The organism is Mobiluncus holmesii ATCC 35242, from assembly GCF_000185445.1.
Taxonomy (GTDB): Bacteria; Actinomycetota; Actinomycetes; order Actinomycetales; family Actinomycetaceae; genus Mobiluncus; species Mobiluncus curtisii.
In genome coordinates this window covers 1654648-1673323 of the sequence record NZ_GL622346.1, presented here as the reverse complement: position 1 = coordinate 1673323, position 18676 = coordinate 1654648, and the positions used below count along the sequence as shown (strand labels likewise).

The following is an 18676-nucleotide window of genomic DNA, read 5'->3' as shown; positions in this document are numbered from 1 at the left end:
CGCCCGGCTGCTACTGTCCGCCAGTAGGGGCAGCCGGGGAGGGCGACCCCGCAGCGGGAGACTGCGGCGATGTCGCCGCTGTCGTACCCGAAGCTGCCGGGGCAGGTTTCGATGCCGGTCGGGCTGCCTCTGCCCACGCCTTTAAACCGTCGAACAAGGATTGGGCGTAGCGTTCCTGACCGGTATCTGACTTCATCAGGGCAGCATCAGCCGGGTTACGCATCTCTCCAAGCTCCACCATTGCGGCGGGCACCTCCGAAAAATTCAATGTCGCCACATCGGAACGTTTCCATATCCCGCTGCTGATAGACCCGCCGGACTGGGGCGTGAATCCGCCCTCTTGCAGAGACTTCACCAGTTTGGTAGCCAAATCTGAGGCGGGCTGTTTTTGAGCCTCATTCAGGGGCGGCTCTGAAATCATCACGAAGAATCCGTGCTGAGCCGTGTCCGTGGTTCCGTTGGCGTGAATAGACACCATCACGTCCGCCCCGACCTTTTGCGCAAACTGACCGCGGGCGTCCACGCACGGACCCACGCCCTGATCGGAATCACGCGTCAGGAACACGGTGGCTCCCGCTGCCTCCAGTTTGGTCTTTAGGGCGTTCGCAATCTTCCAGTTGAACTCGTGTTCGGTGTAGCCGTCAGCGGTAGCAGTGCCGGTCGTGTTGCAGGGTTTTTGACCACCGCGTCCGTCGGGAACATTCGTCCCGATTTGCTGCCAAGCGGCGGCGTTACCGCCATTGTGTCCCGGATCAAGGGCGACTTTCAGTCCGCTCAGTCCCCCGGCGGTCCCGGCAGCGGGGTCCTCCGAGGGGTCTGCGTTTCCGATGGAGTCTGGATTGTTCGAGTTCGGTTTGGCGAAGTCTCTGGGGGTAGCTGTGACGGTCACGGTCGGACGCGGCACCAGGTTCATCCCTGCGCTCACCCCGATTCCCACGCTGACCAGGGACAGGATGATTCCTCCTGCCAGGACTACCAGCGGCGAAATACCGTCGCTCGGACGCGGTTCGGAGCTTCCCGTACCAACTCGACGCAACCGTAACTTGGAGGGTCCCTCTGGAGTTTGGGCAGTGAGGGACTTCCAGCGTGGTTCAGATAAATCTGCCCGTGAGGGTGGGGTGCCCAAAGTTTTTTGCGGAGTGCGCGGGGATACCGCTTTTAGGCGTTCCCAGTCAGTGTCCGGGTGTGCCGCGGCGCGTGGGGAAGTCTGGTGCGTTTTCGAGAGAGGACGAGCGCCGGTCCCCGGAGCACCGGTTCGGGGTGAGGCGGTGGCAGCGCTGGTCCCGCCCATTTCGTCCCATCCGGACACTAAAGATTTCCACCCTTCGGAATGGACCGGTTCGGGTCGGCGCTGCGTGGGTTTGCGCCCCGTGGGACTCGTGTTTCGTGCCGGTGGGGTGGTGGAGGTAGGGGGGCTGGCGGGTTCTCCCGGAGCCAGGGGGGTGTCGAAATCCGCGCGCATAGCGTCGGGGACTTCCACGGCGGGGAATTCCGGAGTATCCGCAGCTGCTGACGGGGTGAAAGGAGGATCTTGGTGCTGTGAACCGTCCGCGTTCAGCATGTTTTGGGCATTGGCCAACAGGGCAGCAATCCCCGGATTATCGCCGTAGGGCAGTTGCGGTATCTGGTTGGCGCTGGCGGCACCAGCCGCCTCGGCAGCGGCGGAAAACTCTTCAAAAAAGCTAGCAGCGTGGGTATCCGCCAGGCTAGATCCTGAATCGCGCTCGGGGTGAGACGCCGCACCTAGGGCGGGGGGCAGGTGGCGGCTCGGGGGCTCGCCCAGGGAGGAGGAACGTGCCGGGGGCGCAGAAGGGTAATCCTGGGTCGGTTCCCAGGTGTCGAATTCCTCCCAGTTAGGCATGTTTCTCCTGAATATGTTGACTTATCGCGCGGGGGCGTCTTGCTGATGATAGTCCTGCTTGGCAAAGAAAAAGCCTTTGCCGGTCATCTTGTTCCAGCATTCAGTGCCGGTATATTTCGATTGACAGGCGAAATTTTGATACGTCATGGCAGTATCGTGAAGAATCGTGTCTCCGCTGGGGGAATAGTTCTGATTGGGCTGGCAGGTGACGTTTGGGTCGCCGTCTTTCATGCTGATGACCAAAGAATCCTGTTTTGGCGTGCAGCCTGCCACGGTGCTGACCAGGTTGCGCACCTGGCAGATGAGTTCTTCGCCGTCTACCCGGCAGGTGGAGTCTCCGGTTTCGGTGACAAAAGACTGGATGTTTTGGGCGTTGGCTGGGGCGGGAGCCTTTTCTGTGGCGGTGGGAGCTTCACTGGCGGTGCTTGGGGAGTTCGTGTCAGTCTGAGGGGAATCATCACCAATAACCCCGGTCAGCACCAAGGTTACCGCGATACCCATCCCTATCACTGCAAGCAGCAGGATGATGAAAATGACCCACAACACAGCGTTGGATTTTGGCTTTTCCGCTGGCAGATAGAGTTCGGGGACAGGAGCCATCATCGGGGCGTTGCCGCTAACGGGAGCCAGGTATTGAGTTGGTGTCGCTGCGGCGGGAATCGCGCCATAGTATCCGGTTCCCAAGTTTTGGCTTGGTGCGGCATTGGGGGGGAAAGACGGAGGCAGACCGGGAGCCGCTACCGGGCTGGATATGGGGGCGTTTATCGGCGGCAGGACAGTGGTTTCTGCGGGGTTTTGCCCCAGTATTGAAGTGCGGTGGGGACTTCCGGGAGTTTCCCCGGTGGTGGAATCCGTGGCTGCCTCAGGCACCAGGGTGGTCGGTTGCGGTGTATCAGTGGAGGTGGGTTCGACTGTCTCGGGAGTCTCCTGAGCTGTGGGGGTTGCCGATTCGCGGGGGCTTGGTGACGCAGACGGTTCGGGCAGGGGTAGGGAAGGCATGGGCATGATTTGACCAGCTTCAAAAGCCGCTTGCCGCTCACGCAGGGCGGCGAGGACTTCGGGTTCTTTTTTGTTCACGAGCCAATCGAGCAGTCCCGTATATGCCGCGGGGTTTTTCGCGATTAAAGGGCGTAGTTCCGCATTGGTAGCCAGCTGTTGTAGATCCAAACCGGGAGTAGACGGGTCACTAGCCTGGGAGCGTAGTTCATCCATACGGTCATTATTCCATAAATTCGCGTCTTTCCATGTGTACCTTGGGGTTTGGCGAGGGTTGTGGGATCAGCCGGCGGTTCCGCGAAAAGTGAAATGTGTAAACATCCCGGTGAGTTCTTCAGCTTGGCGAGCCAAGTCAACCGCAAAGGATTTCGCATGATTTTGGGCGCAAAGCTCTTGAAATTCCGGGCGTGTACCGTCGGGTCGAGCCTGTTGCACCGCTAGGCATTCCACCCCGCGCTCATGCAGAGCCTGGGCTAAGGCGGGGAGGGCTGCGGGATTCGTATCGCGCGGATCAGTTCCGGGATAGGCGGTGATGCGTACCTCATAGTCTGACAGCGTTCCCGCGCGATGCGCTGCCAACACCAGGTCCAAAGCCCGCCAAGCGTCTGTGCCGGCGCGATGCGCTTGGGGACGCCCCACCACTTGTGGATAGTTTTGTGCCAGACCCTTTACGTCCAAACCGACCCAATCGAGCAACCCGGCATTCAGTAACTGTTCCAGACGCTTCGGGTAGGCTCCCCCGGTGTGCAGCCCCACCAGAAAGCCGAGGTCACGCGCCCGCTGGGCGGCGGGCACCAGTGCTGTTTGGCGAGTCGGCTCCCCTCCGGAAAACACCACCCCGTCCAGCAAACCGCGCCGTCGCCCCAGCAGCTCCCACAAGTCTGCCTCCTGGTAACCGGCAGGCGTCCGCGGGTCAATGATGGCAACATTCTGGCAATATCCGCAGTTCCAGGGGCATCCCTGTAGGAACACGGATGCCACCAATTTTCCCGGCCAATCTACCGTGGAAAACGGCGTCACCCCCGCGATGACCAAACCCGTGAGCGGGCTGACCGCGGTGCTATCCGTAACTGCTGTGGACATTGGCGCTCCTTCTTGATTAAATGCATGACCCAGGTAACCCAGTCGGATTACCTGGGTAGCAGATTCAGTCTTTAGAGCTAAACCAAGGTCGCTTCTGCCAGGTGCGAGCGCAACTCCCCGTGGGACGCCGCTGCTGACTCGTTGAAATACTGCCGTTCGGCAAACTCGCCCTTCTTGCCGATGTTAAAGGACTGGACCGGACGGAAGTAGCCCATGACCCGCGTCCAGACTTCGCATTCCTGGTGCCGACCCTTCGCTTCGCATTGCGGGCAGGTGAAGTGTTCGCCAGAAATGTAGCCGTGTGTCGGGCAGATACTAAACGTTGGCGTGATAGTGATGTAGGGCGTGCGCCAGGTGGTCAGGGAGCGGCGCACCAGCTGTTTGCAGGCCTCCGCGCTGGACACGGCCTCGCCCATGTACAGGTGCAGCACGGTGCCGCCGGTGTACTTGGTTTGCAGTTCCTCTTGCAGTTCCTCGGCGAGGAACGGATCGTTCGTGAACCCGACAGGCAGCTGCGAAGAGTTCGTGTAGTAGGGGTTTTCGGTCGTGCCTGCCTGCAGGATTTTGTCCTCGAAACGTTTCCGATCGGCTTTTGCCAAGCGGTACGTGGTGCCTTCGGCGGGGGTCGCCTCCAGGTTGTACATGTGTCCGGTGGCTTCTTGCAGCTCTACCATCTGTTCGCGCACCCCGTCCAGGATCCGAGCCGCCATGGCGTGTCCACGCGGATCGGTGATGTCATAAGCGTCATCGGTGAAGTTGCGAATCAGCTCGTTCATGCCGTTGACCCCGATGGTCGAGAAGTGGTTATCCAGATTCCCCAGGTAGCGTTTCGTGTAGGGGAACAGACCGTGGTCCATGTGGTACTGGATGGTGACGCGCTTGCGTTCCAAAGTCACCGAAGCCAACTCAATGAGTTCACGCAAGCGGGCACGCAAACCGTCCTCGTCGCCCTTGTGCAGATAACCCAAACGCGCCAGGTTGATGGTTACCACCCCGATAGACCCCGTCTGTTCTGCCGAACCGAACAGCCCGTTACCGCGCTTGACCAGTTCCCGCAGGTCGAGCTGCAATCGACAGCACATGGAGCGAATCTGACCGGGGTCCAGCTCCGAGTTGATGAAGTTCTGGAAATAGGGCAGCCCGTATTTTGCCGTCATCTCAAACAGCAGGTTGGCGTTCGGGGAATCCCAATCGAAATCCCTGGTCATGTTGTAGGTCGGAATGGGGAAGGTGAACACGCGCCCGTCCGCGTCCCCCTCGGTCATGACCTCCATGTAGGCGCGGTTGATGATGTCCATCTCAGCCTGCAGGTCCCCGTAGGCAAAGTCGCACAGTTCCTCGCCTACGAGCGGTACTTCGTCGCGTAGGTCCGGTGGGCAGGTCCAGTCAAAAGTGAGGTTCGTGAACGGACACTGACTGCCCCAGCGGCTCGGTACGTTCAGGTTGTAGATGAGTTCCTGCATACACTGTTTGACGTCGGCATACGTCATGTCGTCCAGGCGGACGAAAGGTGCCATGTAGGTGTCAAAGCTAGAGAATGCTTGGGCGCCAGCCCACTCGTTTTGCAGCGTGCCCAGGAAGTTCACGATTTGCCCGCAGGCCGAGGAAAAATGCCGCGGTGGATTGGAAGCAATCGCCCCGCTGACCCCGTTGAAACCCTGTTGCAGCAGCTGTTTCAGCGACCAGCCGGCGCAGTACCCGGCAAACATATCCAGGTCGTGAATGTGGAAGTCGCCGTCGCGGTGGGCGTGTCCGGCAGCGGCGGGATAAACCTTGTCCAGCCAGTAGTTGGCGACCATCTTGCCCGCCGCATTCAGGATTAGTCCGCCGACTGAGTAGCCCTGGTTAGCGTTGGCGTTCACCCGCCAGTCAGCCTGGCTCAAGTATTCGTCCACTGTCTCTATGGGGTCAATCATGTGGTGGCGTGGATTGGTTTCAAATACGGGGGTCGTCTCTGGTTTCGTCGCAGTCATCTGTTTTCCTTTCATCTCCTCATCTCCCAGTGCGGAGAACACAAGAAAATACTCTAGGGGGGTATTTGGATAAATCAACTATATATTGTGCGCATGGCTTAATTGAACCCCTATATATTGTGTTTGCCCAGGTCTGTGGGTTGCGGGGATTCGCCGCTGTGCGTGTCGCTGCGCGTCTGGATACAACCGAGAACTGTACGTCAACTCGATAATTGTGAGGATTTTAGAGATTATCGGGTTTACATGTCTGTCTAGTGCTCTGGCAAAACGTATTCGTGAGCGTGTGTTTTCCCCGGTTAACTTAGCATGATGGGTGCTCATCCCCGCAAAGTCTGGAGGAAAAGTTAGCTCACGGCAATAATGACAACCAGGGCAATGATTAGCAAAACTGCGGTAATCGAGGAAAATATCAAGAGCCGTTTTTGCTCGGGGGTTACGGTGTGAGGTTGACGTGGGATGACAAAAGCGATTCCGCTCAATATCACAAATTCGATAATCCAGGCCCAAATCGGAATGTCAACCGACTTGACGGTAAACATCACAGCCGTAATCAAAGTCAGCATTGCCCCAAAAGAAGCGGATTCCCCCATCCGCATGAACTTAATTTTCGACGTATCTTTCATCCTGCGCCGCCTCCTAGCAAGAAATCGCGGTTCCGATCGCCCCACCAGCGGCTCCGCAAGCAAAGCCGCCAACTCCTCCTGCGGCAATCCCGAAGGGGACACAGACGAGACCTGTCCAGGCAACGGTCCATCCCCATGCTACCCACTTGTTGGCACAACCATACCTAGTACCACTGCCATCACTGTTTTCATCGTGTGTTACGGCGTAAAGGGTAGAGCTGTTTTCATCGAATTTAATGCTGGCTTTATCGGAAGAGAACATGATTTTTGCGTCAAACGAAACCAAGGTGACACCCTCTCGGTTATTCCATAGAGCGTTCATTCCGTTTGGTGTGATTTCAACGGTATCTCCCGGTGCTAATACCAAACGGAGACTCCCTCCAATTTGCTGAATCTTTCTTCCCTGAGTCCCGGTCCACAAAGTGAAACCGTTTACGGAGGCAGTGTTGTTTACGGACGTTAGGCTTCGAGGTGATGCCGAGGCGGGAACGGCGGTAACTTGAGACACGCTAGTAAGAACCATTGCTGTGATTCCGATACCAGCGACCATACTACTAACGAACTTCATAATGATTTTCCTTTCTGAACAGAAAGCGCATACAGCTCTTTGAAGCGGATACTTTCAAGGTTAGGGATTGTCAAACCCCTGCACATCACCCTCAAGGCTCACCCGATTGGGTGAGATAGCAGGATGGGATAGCGAGGTAAGCCCCTCCCGACGTGGGCTAGTATGGTTTTGTGCGCGTAGCGATTATCGATGATGATGCATTCGCCCGAGACGCAATGAAGACATTGTTGCGCCGGGTTGATGGGATTACGGTTTCCTGGACGGCCGGAACAGCCTCGGAGGCGTTAGCGCGCTTGAATCAAGATGAGACCGCACAACCGCAAGTTTTTTTAGTGGATATTAGTATGCCAGGCATGAATGGGATTGAATTGGTTCGAAGACTCCACGTTTTATCCCCAACATCAGCCGTGATTATGATTTCCGTACTAACCAGGGCTGACAAAATCCGTGAGGCATTTCGCGCCGGAGCCACAGGCTATTTCGTGAAAGAGGACGACCCGGCACTAATCGCTGAAAACCTGGGGAAGGCCCTTGCTGGCGAGCTGGTTTTTTCCCCTACGTGTTCCCGGCAACTGATTTCTGTTCTCACCGATGACGCGGCACTTGTGGCTGTGAAACGTCACGCTGGCGAACCAAGCGATACAGTTTTAACCCCGCGAGAAAAGGAAATACTGACGCTTATGAGCGAGTCACGCACGAATTCTCAGATAGCCAGTCGACTCAAGATTAGCGAAAACACTGTTAAAACCCATATCAAATCCATCTTGCAGAAATGTGACGCAGCTGATCGTGCAGGTGCGGTCGCGCACGGAATACGCCAAGGTATCATCGATTGAGGGGTACCGGATGACTATAAATAGCCCTTGGCTTCGCTATTTGGTGATTACGATAGGCATCTTGCTGCAGGTATTGGCGCTGATATTGAATGCAAAAACTGTCCTGGACTTCATAATGATTGGTCTTTCTATTGTCTTTGTGGCTTTCGGGTTGAGGTTTCCCTCCGTTGCGGCGGTGCTGGTTTCCGTGTGGTTTATCGCTGCGGTTGCTATTGCGCAAACGCTGGAGCAAGGCTCTGGTTTTTACCTTTCCCTGGTGTCGATTGGATTCCTAATTACTCGGCGTCCACCCTATGTCGGAATCATTCTCGGAGCTGTCTCAGCTTTCGCCGTTTACTACGGACACTCGTCGATAGCCTCGCTTTCCGGCAAATTCGGGATGGTTCTGTATTTAATTCCCCTACTGGTCGGCTTTGGCTTCAATCAGCTGCGAGCGCAAAAGGAAGCCCAGGAAGCTACGCAGCGCCTGCGGATTTCAGCCCTCCGGGAGAACTTGGCAAACCAACTTCACGACAATCTCTCCAACAAACTGGTACAACTGATTTTACTTTCACGCCTGCTACCAAAAGCTAAAGACTCCGAGAGCGATTCTATAGGCGTGAAAATTCGTGAAGTGTCGGTCTCGGCTCTCTCCCAACTAAGGGACTTTACAGAGGATTTGGGACGTGATGCAACCGGCGAAGAAGTCGTAAGGTGTAAAGGATTTAAGAGCCTGCCTCAAACCCTTGAACATATTAAAAACCAGTTACAAAGTGTAGGGTTTATCCCGGAATGCACCCTGAGCGGCTATGAAATACAACCCCTCCAAACCGTTGAAATACTTACCGAACTGGTCGAAGAAATCGCTACGAACATCATGAAACACGGGCAACCAAATACTAAAGCATACATTTTAGTGCGCTGCACAGCGACGCAAATACGTATCTTTAGCGCTAACCAAGTTCGTGAAGATGCCTTATTCACACCCAGTGGGCTGGGTTTGAAGAGTATGAAGTCAAAAGTAAACCAATTGGGAGGACAGCTAGAAACCAGGCTGGATTCAGGTCAATACAGTATCTCTATTTCTGTGCCTAAATCATGAGGAGCGAAGAACACGTGAAATTTTCTGAACGGGTGGAACTGAATGAACCCAACGCCGTGACTCTCGCCCAGCGTGCGGCCCGACGGGACGGCATGTTGAAAGTGAATTTGGCTGATTCTAATCCGACCCGCTGGGGGTTAGGTGCGCCGGGCTTGCCACCCTATGAACCAGACCCGCGGGGACCCCGCGCCGCCCGCGAGGTACTGGCTGCCTGGCTGGGTGAGCGTGATGGTCGCGAGGTCGATCCAGAAAACCTGTACCTATTGAGTTCTACTTCCCAGGGCTATACCTGGTTGACGAAGTTGACCAGCGATCCCGGCGACCGGCTCGCTGTCCCGACGCCGGGATACCCCCTGGTAGAAACCATTGCCGGGCTGGAAAACGTGGGAGTGGATTTCTATCCCCTGACCTGGGTAGGTTCCCGGTGGGAGCTGAGCGAGCTCAATCCGGGAGAGGTCAGCGCGGTAGTGGCAATCAATCCAAACAATCCCACCGGCTCTTATGTACACGGAGAGGATCGTCAACGGCTCCTGAACTATTGTGCAGACCGCGGGGTAGCGCTCATCGCTGATGAAGTATTTTTTGACTTCGACCTGCCCGGCGCTCCCACCCAGCCCGCTGACCGTCGGCGTTTGGCAGGAACCACGGAAGTACTGACTTTTGCCCTGGATGGGATGAGTAAAAATTTGAGTGCGCCGGGGTTGAAAATCGCGTGGCTGGAAGTGTCCGGACCTGAGCGCGACGTGGTGGCGGCGCGCGCGCGGTTGGACGTAATCGCGGATGCCTACCTGCCGTTTTCCGATGTTTTGGCACAGCGCTTGACGGAATATTTGGCAGCGGTGCCCGCCGCGACCAGTGCCACCCGGCAACGCTGCCGCGAGAACCTCGCCACCCTGAGAGACCTTGTGCGTACAGAACCCAGTGGCACCGTGAGCCTGTTGGAACCCGAAGGCGGCTGGAATGCGCTGCTGCGATTTCCTGCCCACGTGGACGAGGACGCGCTCATCACCGGGCTGATTGCCCGGCGAGGGATTACCGCACAGCCGGGATATTTTTTCGATATGCCTTTTGTTGGAGTGGTGTCTGTGTCGCTGCTGCTCGACGCTCCGGCGTTCCAATTCGCGACCCAAGCCCTGCTGGCAAGCATCGCCGACCAACTCTGATTGTCGAACCGGTAGGAAACGATTCCCGCTCAGCGCGGCAGGCGGGCGCGCAGGGTGAAACGTGGGGTGGTGAACACGGACAGGGAACCGCCGAGGGCTTCGAGCCGGGATTCCAAGTTGCTCAGACCGGTGCCGTAGGTCAGCGCGGTCTCCATGGTGCTGGGATTAGAGACTTCTATCCAGAAGCCGGAGGCGTCCTGACCCAGACGCACCTCCATTTCGCAAGAAGTCGTATGAATCAGCACATTCGTGATGGCTTCGCGCAGCACATCCGTAAACATCCGGGCTTTGTTGACCTGGGGTGGCAGGTCACCGGAAATATGCAGTTCCAGTTCAGCCGCCGTGGCTAAATCCTGCAGGGTCTCCAGCCAAATTTCGGGGGTGGCAGTGACGCGGTCTTTGCTCAGGTCGGAGGGCAAATCCTCGAGCAGGCCTTGGAGGCGATGCAGACGTTCATCGTCCGACACTTCGTCCTCCAAGAACCGGTGAACGAAAGAAATCCGCTGGGAAAGCGTGTCGTGAATGGTGGACCGGGCAGACAAAATGAGCCGGCGCGACAGGGCCTCATCGAGCCGCGAAGTCTCCCTGACCAGGCGTTTTTGACGGTCCTGCAGGGCGTCAATCTCTGCTGAAAGCTGGTAACTGAGTGTCATGTAGTCGCTGACATCGACAGCTAGCAGTTGAATCCAAGACCGCCGGTCGTCTCGAATCCGACTCTGGGTCAACACCCAAGTCCGCCCATCGGGTTCCGTAATCCGCAGCCGGGAGGTTCCGTCTTCGTTTTCTTCCCAGCAGTTTAGGGGATCAGGACTCGCTTGGTGGTTTTTCGTCTCAAACCTGAATTGACATAGTTGGCGTTCCAACGTCCCCATGTTAGTCAACGATGTCAACCCCAGACGCCCCAAAAGCCCTTCCATAGCGGCGTTGGCAAACTTGCTGCGACCCCGGAATTTGGCGAACGCTATCCCGTGTTGCAGTCGGTCCAAGGCCTCTTTGACGCTGAAAGGGCTGAGATCACGGTGTAACAATTGCCAATCTCGCCACACCTGGACGCACAGCCAGGAAGTCGTCAATGCTCCGGAGGTGAGCAGCACCCAGACTCCCCCGGCAGTAACAAAAGGGGGCATCGTCGGGGTCAACGTCACCAGCAGGGGTATCTCGGCATAGCGGTAGTTGGTTCCCATCGTCATCGCCCCCAGCCCCAAGCAAACCACCACAAACCACCCAAAGTTACGGTCTTGGAGCCAAAAAATTCCGGTCTGGGAATGAATGAAAACGGTGGCGAAGGCCCACATATAGAACGCCAGCAAAATCACCACGCTGAACAGGAACACCGTAGCGAGACGCCGTCGATGAATGAGCCATTGCCCCATGGTGAGCAGGCATGCCGCCAATAAGCCGATACACATGAGGGTGGTAGCGGCTCCCATCTGGACGGAGGTGAGATTGTAGAGTTGGTCACTCATGCGCTACCTCCGGTGCCAAAGTGGGTTCACCAGCGCTGATAATCATGTTCAGGTGGCAGGTGGCGTCTTCAACGTACAGTTCGACTTGGGCGCGAGACCAGGCTAAGAGCGGGTCGAACAGGGGGAGGTCCTGCTCGGTCAGGTCAACAATCCAGTTCAGGCGGGCGGTTTTACCATCTGGGGCGACTTCGAAGTTAACGAACACTGCCACCTCTGCAGCCCCAATGAGCTGGTTCAAAGTGCGGTGCAAGCCCTCCAAACACCACAGCGCCAATTGGGGCTGCACAGCGCCGGTGGTCGGACCGTGCAATCCAGCCACCGCTCCTGCGTAGGAAAAATCGGTACAGGATTGGCTCATAAACGTCGTCAGGGCGTTGACCGAAACAGTTTCGTTCTCAAAGTTCTGTAAAGTCAACAGACCCGCGCGTTTGGCGTAACCCAGGTCCATCTTAATGTTGCGCAAAATATTGGAGCGTTCACTTTCGTCCAACGGCACATTGAGCCGGGCGGTATTGGCTTGAATTCTGCCCAGGGACGCGTTCATCAAGTCGTCGAGCCGATCAAAGAGGACGGGGGCATCGGCCGATTCCTCCATGTTTAACGTGGCTTCGTATTCGGAGCGCAGAATTTCGGTTTGGTGAGTCTCGCGGGCGCGCAGTGCCGCCAAGGTCCGCTCCAAATCCTGCACCGCGGTGACGTCCGTTTCCCACAGGACGTGACCGCCGTCCACGGGACGGGTTTGACAGTATACGGTTCGGTTCGGCTGTACCGAAGTGTCTGTGACCACCACCGGTCCCTGACCGTCCCGCAGCTGCTGACGAGTGCCTTGGTCCAGGTTGAGGGGCTGGGAAGTGCGGTAATGGGGGATCCAATCTCGGTTAACAATTTCGATGGGGATCTGGGATTTTTCAAAGAAACGCAGATAGCCGCGGTTTTGCCCAATTGCTCCGATAAAGAACAGAATCTCCCACGCCAACACGAAAATCACACAAAACATTTGGACGGTTTCGGTGGCGCGAACCAGCGGGATTCGCACCGTGTACGCCATGGAATAGAACAACACCGCGAGGAACAGCACCCCGATTCCCGCCACCAGACGCAACCAATGACCCTGCAGCGACCACGAACCGACATAGATGACCGCTGCGAAAACCAGCAGCGCTGCCGTGTAATACAGGTAGTATCCCGGACCGTAGCTGTAATCCACCCCGGACTGCCCGGTGCCAAAGCGCAACACCAGGTGGTGCAAATCGTTGGTATATACCAGCAGAATCAGGGTCGCGCCGACTCCGATAATTGCGGCGCGCAAGAAACAGTAACCTGGCGGGCGCCCGCGACTGGAGTGGGACATGACAAAGAACAAGATTGCGCAGGTCGTATAAATCGGGACGTAATAGTAGTACCAGGTGTAACGCTCGAAAACCCCGAGAGAGGCGTGTTTGATAATCCGCGCCATAATCCACAACGCGAGTATCCCCGCTTGCACCAGCACCGCCCAGCGTACGTAGGTGAAAGTCGCTGTCCAGAACCGCCACCCTGCCCAGAAACTCAGGAAAACCAGCAGGGCAATGAATCCTCCCAGTTCGTAGGCTTCGTTGGTGTTTTCCCATCCCCAAGACCCGCCGTAGGTGTCGTTGTAGAGGCTGGCATTCCAGATAAATTCCTCGTAATTGTTCAGGTGAGTTACTGTTTCGGCGTGGATTTGTTTCCGAAAAGCCGGGTTCGTAGAGGGATAGTCGAGGGGGCTAAAGAAACCGGGGGGTTGCGCCACTAGCGGCGAAGTCCCGTTGATGCCGTTGGGGCTGCGTTGCCAGATGCCGATTTGTGCGGTGAGCGTGGGGGCGGGGGCGTAATGGGCTGAGGGACCCGCGGGGGATTGAGCCGCGCGCCGATCCGTGGTCAAGCAAAACCAGCCACGGTGCAGTGCCCGTTCCAAATCTTGCGGGGAGGTTCCGGTCTGTAGCCGACCCTGGCGCTTGATGGTTTTCAGTAGTCGTTCCGCTTGAGCTGCGGAGAAAACTTGCGTTCCCTCGGAGTCGTGGCGTAAAGCTAAGGCGCTCATCAGTTCCAGACGGGAAACGCCTTGGTCGAGATAGACGGTTTTGGCGCTGTCGGCTAGTTGGTAGAGATCGGTGATGGATATGACTTTCGTTGAGCGTGAGACCAGCACAATCGATTCGGGATAAAGTTTCGTGAACTGCCCCTCAGATTCGGATTTCTGTGCCGAGTTCGCCATGACTTCGCTGGTAATAACGTAAGCAGGACCCGAACGCAGCAGTTTTAGCAGTGACCACTCACTGTGAGTCTCGACCTTGATTCCATTTTGTTGGTAGTAGTCCGTCAAGCGTTGGTCAAAACTGGTAGGAACCGCCATGGTGGATTCAGTTTGAAAGGAAATCGTGCGCAGCGGGGCAAAAATCAAAACCACCGCAATCAACCCCAAGGCGAGCGCAACACTCAAATGCGCCAGCCAGTCGTGTACCCAGGTGGGACCTACCGAAACTACGGAAGGTGAACCGGGAAACCTATTGCGCGGATATTTTGGGGGCGAGGTAGACATGAAATCCCGATTCAGCCACAGTCCGTGTCATTGTCTTGGACTACGATGTAGCCGCTGGAAACCGCCCACAACGCGAGGCGCGCTACGGAGGAAAAACCGCTTTTCGCCAGTAGTTGGGTGATGTAGGACTTGATGGTGTTTTCGCTCAAGTACATCTTTTTCGCGATTTCCTTGCGCGCATAACCCGCGCACACCAGGCGCAACACCTGCATCTCGCGCTGGTTCAGTTCGTTGGCGCCAAAACTGGGCAGGGCGGTGGCACCGGGGAAACTGGAGTCACCCTGCATGGTCGAACGTAGCACTGCCAACAGGTCGGGGGTGGAAATGTTTTTGTACACGAAAGAATCGACCCCGGCTTCGTGAGCTTCCTGTAAGAAAGCCGCGTCCGGCATGGCGGTGAAGATAACAACCTTGAGATTGGGGTGATCCCGCTTAAGCTTGGTCGATTCGCTCAGACCAGAAGAATTTTCCGTCACCACGTCCATCAGCACCAGGTCGACGGGGTGAATCCGTACCGAAGCGTGTATCGCGGCGGCATCTGTCAGTTTGTCGACAACGGTAAAATCGTCCTCAGCATCAATCGCGGAAGCGAGGGAATCCAACAGGATAGTCTGATCCTCCACAATGGTTATCCGGGTCAATAGCCTTTCCCTTTCCGATTTTCCGGTCTGTGACTGTGGCAAAGTCCTGCCGTCTGCGGTTTGCCAATTTTATCAGGGAGCACGAACCTTTGGGCTGAGTTGCAACGAAAAGTGACGGTGGGGGGTTTGTGAAGCCCCATCACCTGCGCAAGCCGAGCTACAGCTCTCGGGGGATTCATAGCAACGCCACCTAACCAACCGGTTCTAGCATTTCGGGGACCCCGTGGTTACGGATGACAGCTAGGTTGCGGACCACCTCGCCGTTGGCAATCAGGTCAAACGTGGCAAAGGGATCGTCCGTGATGCGGAAATCCCAGTCGCCATTGCCTCCCCACAGATATGCCACGTAGGGATGTGCTGGATCGTAAGCGTTGTATAGAACCAGGTACACTGAGGTTCCGTCGTTGCTATACAGGTAGACCACAGCATCACCGAAACCGTCTTGGTCAAAATCTGATTGGCGAACGATTTTCACTTGCTCGTTAATCCGGTCGCGCGGCATCCAGCACGCATTGGGCGCAGAGGGCATGGACGGAATCAATCCCCGGCTGTGCAAACTATCCCAAGTTTCTGTGGTGCAAACGTGTTCCGTTGACGGGTACAGCAGGTTCGCTACCACTTTTTCGTCCACTCCCGGGGTCTTGCCACAAGCCGCGTTATGTGCGGCGGTGTCAGAAACGACACCGCGTCCCCCGATAACCGTGATGCCATCGGCGTTGATTTCATTAGCCCACTGGAAAATGCGGGAACCATCGGGTGGTGTCAACAAGATAACCCCGTCATTGAAAGCCCCTGCCACCATGGCATCTTTCAAAGCGTGACCGCTGGCCAGATAGATATGGGAGCGGGATTTAGATTGCAGTATCCAGTTGGCGATGACCCAAGACGTTTCGTAACGGTCTTGACCTCCCAAGCGTTGCCAGGGCAGACCACCTGCCAAGACCTGGGCTTCGGCATCGCTGACCACACCGGCACCGCCCAGGATGACCACCCCGCTTCGCGGTTTCAGAGAGTGGATTTTTGCCGCTGCGGCTTGCCGGCTAGCCGGAGTGGTGAAGGTTAAAATCGGTCCGTTACGCACCCCGGCGACCGCTACGGCATCCGGGGAACCAGCACCAGCATTGCGGGTGACATACACGTATTCTGGTTGTCCATTGGTAGAAGCCCAGGACTCCGCAATAGCTGCGGCGGTCTGATGGCGGTCTGCGCCTTGAATCCGGTGGTGTTCAATCCCATGTTCAGCAAAGAACATTTCTGCCGATGCTGGTACCGCCCCCGGTCCTCCGACAATGTAGGCAGTGTTCAGAGTGGCGAGGGTGTGCAAATCCCAGTTGAGGCCATCGGTCAGCAGTACGGGACCCCAACCTAGGGCTGCGGCTGGCAGAGCGTCAACGGGGTTGCGCGCGGAGGCCACCAGGAATTTTTGGGAGCCCTCCGGATAAGCCTGGGCGGCCACCAGACCAGATGTTTCGATGGCGTTTTGGCCTCCCAAGCGGTCCTGAGCGAGACAGCCGAGATTGGTCTGAGTCTCACCCGATTCCGCCCCTTGTGCTAGCGGAACCATTAAACCGGCTAGAGCCAGGGCACTCACCGCGAATCCTGCCCCGACACGACTGAACAGAGAGGGGAAACTGGGGATAGAAACAATCATGGTTACCTCCTGATAGAACAGACCCCCTCAGGCTAACGGTGTCCTGCGTGTCAGTAACCACCCAAAAGGGTGAAATCGTCCCGACCCGGTTTAATGGCGGGCTTGTGTGTTTACCATAGCCAAGACCAGACCGCTCAGACCGAGGATGGTGAGGACAGAAGCTCCGGCAGTCGCTAGACCGAGTGAGGTCCGGGCAGTCGCCTGCAAGGCAGCTTCAGACAGGGGGACGTCGGTCATCCGCAGCCATACCGCAGCTATTCCGAGTGCCCCGAGAAGGGCGGCGACCAGGGAAACCAACAGGGTAACGCGGTGGGTATGACCAAAACGACGGTTGGTAGCTTCGCGGGGCGTCAGCACCAAGCCCCACGCTGCCGCGATCAGAATGGCGGTGAGCACGTCGGACAGGCGATGCCACTGGTTGAGCATCACGGCGATGCCGACAAAACTGCCGGTGAGCCAGCCGATAAACACCGCCACAGAACGCCACTTGGGCACGACGACCATGACAATTCCAATTGCCGCGGTCATCGCTACCGTGGTGTGTCCGCTGGGCAGCGAGTTCGCTAATCCTTGATAGTCGACGCCCAAGGCGGGGCGGTGGATGATCCAATGTTTCAGGATTTGGGTGGTCAGGTTCGCGCCTGCCACCAAAACCAGCACGCGAATTCCCAGTTCGCGGCGCTTGCGTGCGGCAGCTATCAAAAAAACCACCCCGGTCAGAGCAATGAGGGCACCCATAGAAATCGTGTCCAGCGCTGCCGTGTCCGCCCCGAACAGGTACGGTTTTCCACGGCTGACCGCAAACCGAGTCAGACCGTCAAAGTTTTGCCCCTTGACGGTGTGGAGGGACCGTTGAGCAATGACCGCGGCGAGAATTGCGCAGCCCACCGCCGCAACCAGTCGAAAAAACTGGTTGCGGGTTAGCCGTGGCGCCGAAACCTCACTCACGAGTCAATCTTAGGTCGGTTATTCAGGGCGTTGCCAACGCGGTGCGCATTGCACCTGTTCACAAGGTCGGTGACGAGGTTCGTTCACAGGTGGTGCGGCTGCCGGCGGGGCGCGACGCCAGCGGACACACCGCGCTGCCATGTACGCCACGCCACCGGACTTGGGACCGTGAACTTAGAACTTACCGCCCCCAGAACTAAACGACGTACCCCCAGACCTGAACGAGCCGCCGTGGTGGCCGGAGCTGCCGCTACTCTTGGGACGTGCGACGTGGGTTATGTATTCGTTCGCAAAGACATCATTGGAGCCGGTGATCTGGTCCGAACCAGGCACGACGTAATAAATCGCTCCCCACTGTAAATGTGCAGTATCGTGCTTTTTCCTGATTCGGCGCATCACCAGGGTGCCGGCACCGCCACCAAGGGCTGCCGCCCCGGCGACCCCGGCAGTGGTTGACTCCAGGGTTATGGGGTGGGGCAGTGGGTGGCTCGCACTGTAGGGCGTGCCGGCTTTCCATTGTTCCAGGTAATCCGCCACCTGGGTCAGGTAGACGTCCACGCCGTCGTCCCAGTGGTCATCACCCAAGGGTTGTTTGACGTGGTCATAGAGCTTTTCGATGCCATAGACGGTAAATGCTTGCTCACCGGCCCCGTGACCCAGGAACCACAAATCACGCGAGCTGGGGTTAATGACCATGAGCACCCCGCTGGCGTCCTTTTCCCCCAGACCAAGCTGGTTAACGTTGTAGTAGTTCGCACCCCACTTTTGCGGAGTTTGATAACGGAAATCGTCCACGGTCACGATATAGGGCGCAATCCCGTACTTGTCAGCCAAAGCGGTCATTTGCTTTTCCCAGCCGGCAATCTTTGACTTGCTAAACACCTCGGAGTGGTCGCGGATGAAAGGCGCCGCGGATTTTACGTCCGACTGTCCGCCCACGTAGGGAAACTGCTCTCCATAAGGGAATTTGATGATGTCGCCAAATTCGGTCAGCGGCAGGTCCGCGGAGTCAGCCGGTTCTTCGCTAGTTTCCGGGGCATCGTCCGGATTAGGGGGCGGAGTCTGCGTCGCCGGTACCCCAGGCGACGCAACCGATACGGAAAACGCGGCAGGGCTGACTTCTGCGCCCGCCGCTGCGGGCAGGGCGAAACCAACCGACGGAGCCAGAGCCACCGCTAGCGCGCCCACGGAATAAAGAATCGTCTTACGGATATTCATGATTTCTC

The 18676-nt window shown here is 57.1% G+C and carries 15 protein-coding genes; 3 read left to right on the top strand and 12 right to left on the bottom strand.

Features of this window, described 5'->3' with window-relative positions:
* Nucleotides 1-10 precede the first annotated feature (10 nt).
* The 6 genes from HMPREF0576_RS07180 to HMPREF0576_RS09585 all read right to left on the bottom strand — a co-directional run bounded on the left by HMPREF0576_RS07180 (nt 11) and on the right by HMPREF0576_RS09585 (nt 6903).
* Nucleotides 11-1861 carry an N-acetylmuramoyl-L-alanine amidase gene (locus HMPREF0576_RS07180; RefSeq protein ID WP_004011310.1) on the bottom strand — a complete coding sequence of 617 codons (1851 nt, stop codon included), beginning with the start codon at nt 1859-1861 and terminating at the stop codon, nt 11-13.
* A gap of 21 nt (nt 1862-1882) precedes the next feature.
* On the bottom strand, nt 1883-3073 hold the full coding sequence (locus HMPREF0576_RS07175; RefSeq protein WP_004011309.1) for a variant leucine-rich repeat-containing protein: 1191 nt from the start codon (nt 3071-3073) through the stop codon (nt 1883-1885).
* 66 nt (nt 3074-3139) lie between these two features.
* On the bottom strand, nt 3140-3940 hold the full coding sequence (locus tag HMPREF0576_RS07170) for an anaerobic ribonucleoside-triphosphate reductase activating protein (protein WP_004011308.1): 801 nt from the start codon (nt 3938-3940) through the stop codon (nt 3140-3142).
* A 77-nt stretch (nt 3941-4017) separates the two neighbouring features.
* Nucleotides 4018-5913 (bottom strand): ribonucleoside triphosphate reductase, encoded by a 1896-nt coding sequence (locus HMPREF0576_RS07165; protein WP_050779757.1) that lies wholly within the window; start codon nt 5911-5913, stop codon nt 4018-4020.
* Nucleotides 5914-6257: 344 nt separating this feature from the next.
* Nucleotides 6258-6536, bottom strand: coding sequence for a hypothetical protein (locus tag HMPREF0576_RS07160; protein ID WP_004007661.1), 279 nt, complete (start codon nt 6534-6536; stop codon nt 6258-6260).
* Nucleotides 6537-6549: 13 nt separating this feature from the next.
* Complete coding sequence (locus HMPREF0576_RS09585) at nt 6550-6903, bottom strand: hypothetical protein (protein ID WP_245527372.1); 354 nt, start codon at nt 6901-6903, stop codon at nt 6550-6552.
* Between the two features lie 371 nt (nt 6904-7274).
* On the opposite strand from HMPREF0576_RS09585, the gene HMPREF0576_RS07150 reads away from it, so the two are divergent.
* From HMPREF0576_RS07150 to HMPREF0576_RS07140, 3 genes are read left to right on the top strand one after another with little or no spacing between them, the layout of a single operon-like run.
* Nucleotides 7275-7940 (top strand): response regulator, encoded by a 666-nt coding sequence (locus tag HMPREF0576_RS07150; protein WP_004011305.1) that lies wholly within the window; start codon nt 7275-7277, stop codon nt 7938-7940.
* Nucleotides 7879-9021 (top strand): sensor histidine kinase, encoded by a 1143-nt coding sequence (locus tag HMPREF0576_RS07145; protein WP_013188988.1) that lies wholly within the window; start codon nt 7879-7881, stop codon nt 9019-9021. Before HMPREF0576_RS07150 ends, HMPREF0576_RS07145 begins: the two co-directional genes overlap by 62 nt.
* Nucleotides 9018-10184 (top strand): pyridoxal phosphate-dependent aminotransferase, encoded by a 1167-nt coding sequence (locus tag HMPREF0576_RS07140; protein WP_004011303.1) that lies wholly within the window; start codon nt 9018-9020, stop codon nt 10182-10184. Before HMPREF0576_RS07145 ends, HMPREF0576_RS07140 begins: the two co-directional genes overlap by 4 nt.
* 29 nt (nt 10185-10213) lie before the next feature.
* Here HMPREF0576_RS07140 and HMPREF0576_RS07135 read toward each other — a convergent pair whose 3' ends face one another.
* The 6 genes from HMPREF0576_RS07135 to HMPREF0576_RS07110 form a co-directional block, all read right to left on the bottom strand.
* Nucleotides 10214-11650, bottom strand: a complete 1437-nt coding sequence (locus HMPREF0576_RS07135) for a sensor histidine kinase (RefSeq protein WP_004011302.1) — start codon at nt 11648-11650, stop codon at nt 10214-10216.
* Nucleotides 11643-14210 carry a hypothetical protein gene (locus tag HMPREF0576_RS09580; protein WP_245527371.1) on the bottom strand — a complete coding sequence of 856 codons (2568 nt, stop codon included), beginning with the start codon at nt 14208-14210 and terminating at the stop codon, nt 11643-11645. The genes HMPREF0576_RS07135 and HMPREF0576_RS09580 overlap by 8 nt, the downstream gene beginning before the upstream one ends.
* Nucleotides 14211-14221: 11 nt before the next feature.
* Entirely contained in the window at nt 14222-14851 is a 630-nt protein-coding gene (locus tag HMPREF0576_RS07125) for a response regulator transcription factor (RefSeq protein WP_004011300.1), read from the bottom strand.
* Nucleotides 14852-15041: 190 nt separating this feature from the next.
* Nucleotides 15042-16502, bottom strand: coding sequence for a cell wall-binding repeat-containing protein (locus HMPREF0576_RS07120; protein ID WP_004011299.1), 1461 nt, complete (start codon nt 16500-16502; stop codon nt 15042-15044).
* A gap of 90 nt (nt 16503-16592) precedes the next feature.
* Nucleotides 16593-17450, bottom strand: coding sequence for a phosphatase PAP2 family protein (locus tag HMPREF0576_RS07115; protein ID WP_004011298.1), 858 nt, complete (start codon nt 17448-17450; stop codon nt 16593-16595).
* Between the two features lie 174 nt (nt 17451-17624).
* Nucleotides 17625-18668, bottom strand: coding sequence for a TPM domain-containing protein (locus HMPREF0576_RS07110; protein WP_004011297.1), 1044 nt, complete (start codon nt 18666-18668; stop codon nt 17625-17627).
* Between the last annotated feature and the right edge of the window lie 8 nt (nt 18669-18676).

What these genes read in the sequence shown, in the direction of transcription:
- HMPREF0576_RS07180 (WP_004011310.1), bottom strand. Translation starts at nt 1,861, where the DNA reads ATGCCTAACTGGGAGGAATTCGACACCTGGGAACCGACCCAGGATTAC.
- HMPREF0576_RS07160 (WP_004007661.1), bottom strand. Translation starts at nt 6,536, where the DNA reads ATGAAAGATACGTCGAAAATTAAGTTCATGCGGATGGGGGAATCCGCT.
- HMPREF0576_RS09580 (WP_245527371.1), bottom strand. Translation starts at nt 14,210, where the DNA reads ATGTCTACCTCGCCCCCAAAATATCCGCGCAATAGGTTTCCCGGTTCA.
- HMPREF0576_RS07135 (WP_004011302.1), bottom strand. Translation starts at nt 11,650, where the DNA reads ATGAGTGACCAACTCTACAATCTCACCTCCGTCCAGATGGGAGCCGCT.
- HMPREF0576_RS07170 (WP_004011308.1), bottom strand. Translation starts at nt 3,940, where the DNA reads ATGTCCACAGCAGTTACGGATAGCACCGCGGTCAGCCCGCTCACGGGT.
- HMPREF0576_RS07140 (WP_004011303.1), top strand. Translation starts at nt 9,018, where the DNA reads ATGAGGAGCGAAGAACACGTGAAATTTTCTGAACGGGTGGAACTGAAT.
- HMPREF0576_RS07120 (WP_004011299.1), bottom strand. Translation starts at nt 16,502, where the DNA reads ATGATTGTTTCTATCCCCAGTTTCCCCTCTCTGTTCAGTCGTGTCGGG.
- HMPREF0576_RS07175 (WP_004011309.1), bottom strand. Translation starts at nt 3,073, where the DNA reads ATGGATGAACTACGCTCCCAGGCTAGTGACCCGTCTACTCCCGGTTTG.
- HMPREF0576_RS07165 (WP_050779757.1), bottom strand. Translation starts at nt 5,913, where the DNA reads ATGACTGCGACGAAACCAGAGACGACCCCCGTATTTGAAACCAATCCA.
- HMPREF0576_RS07110 (WP_004011297.1), bottom strand. Translation starts at nt 18,668, where the DNA reads ATGAATATCCGTAAGACGATTCTTTATTCCGTGGGCGCGCTAGCGGTG.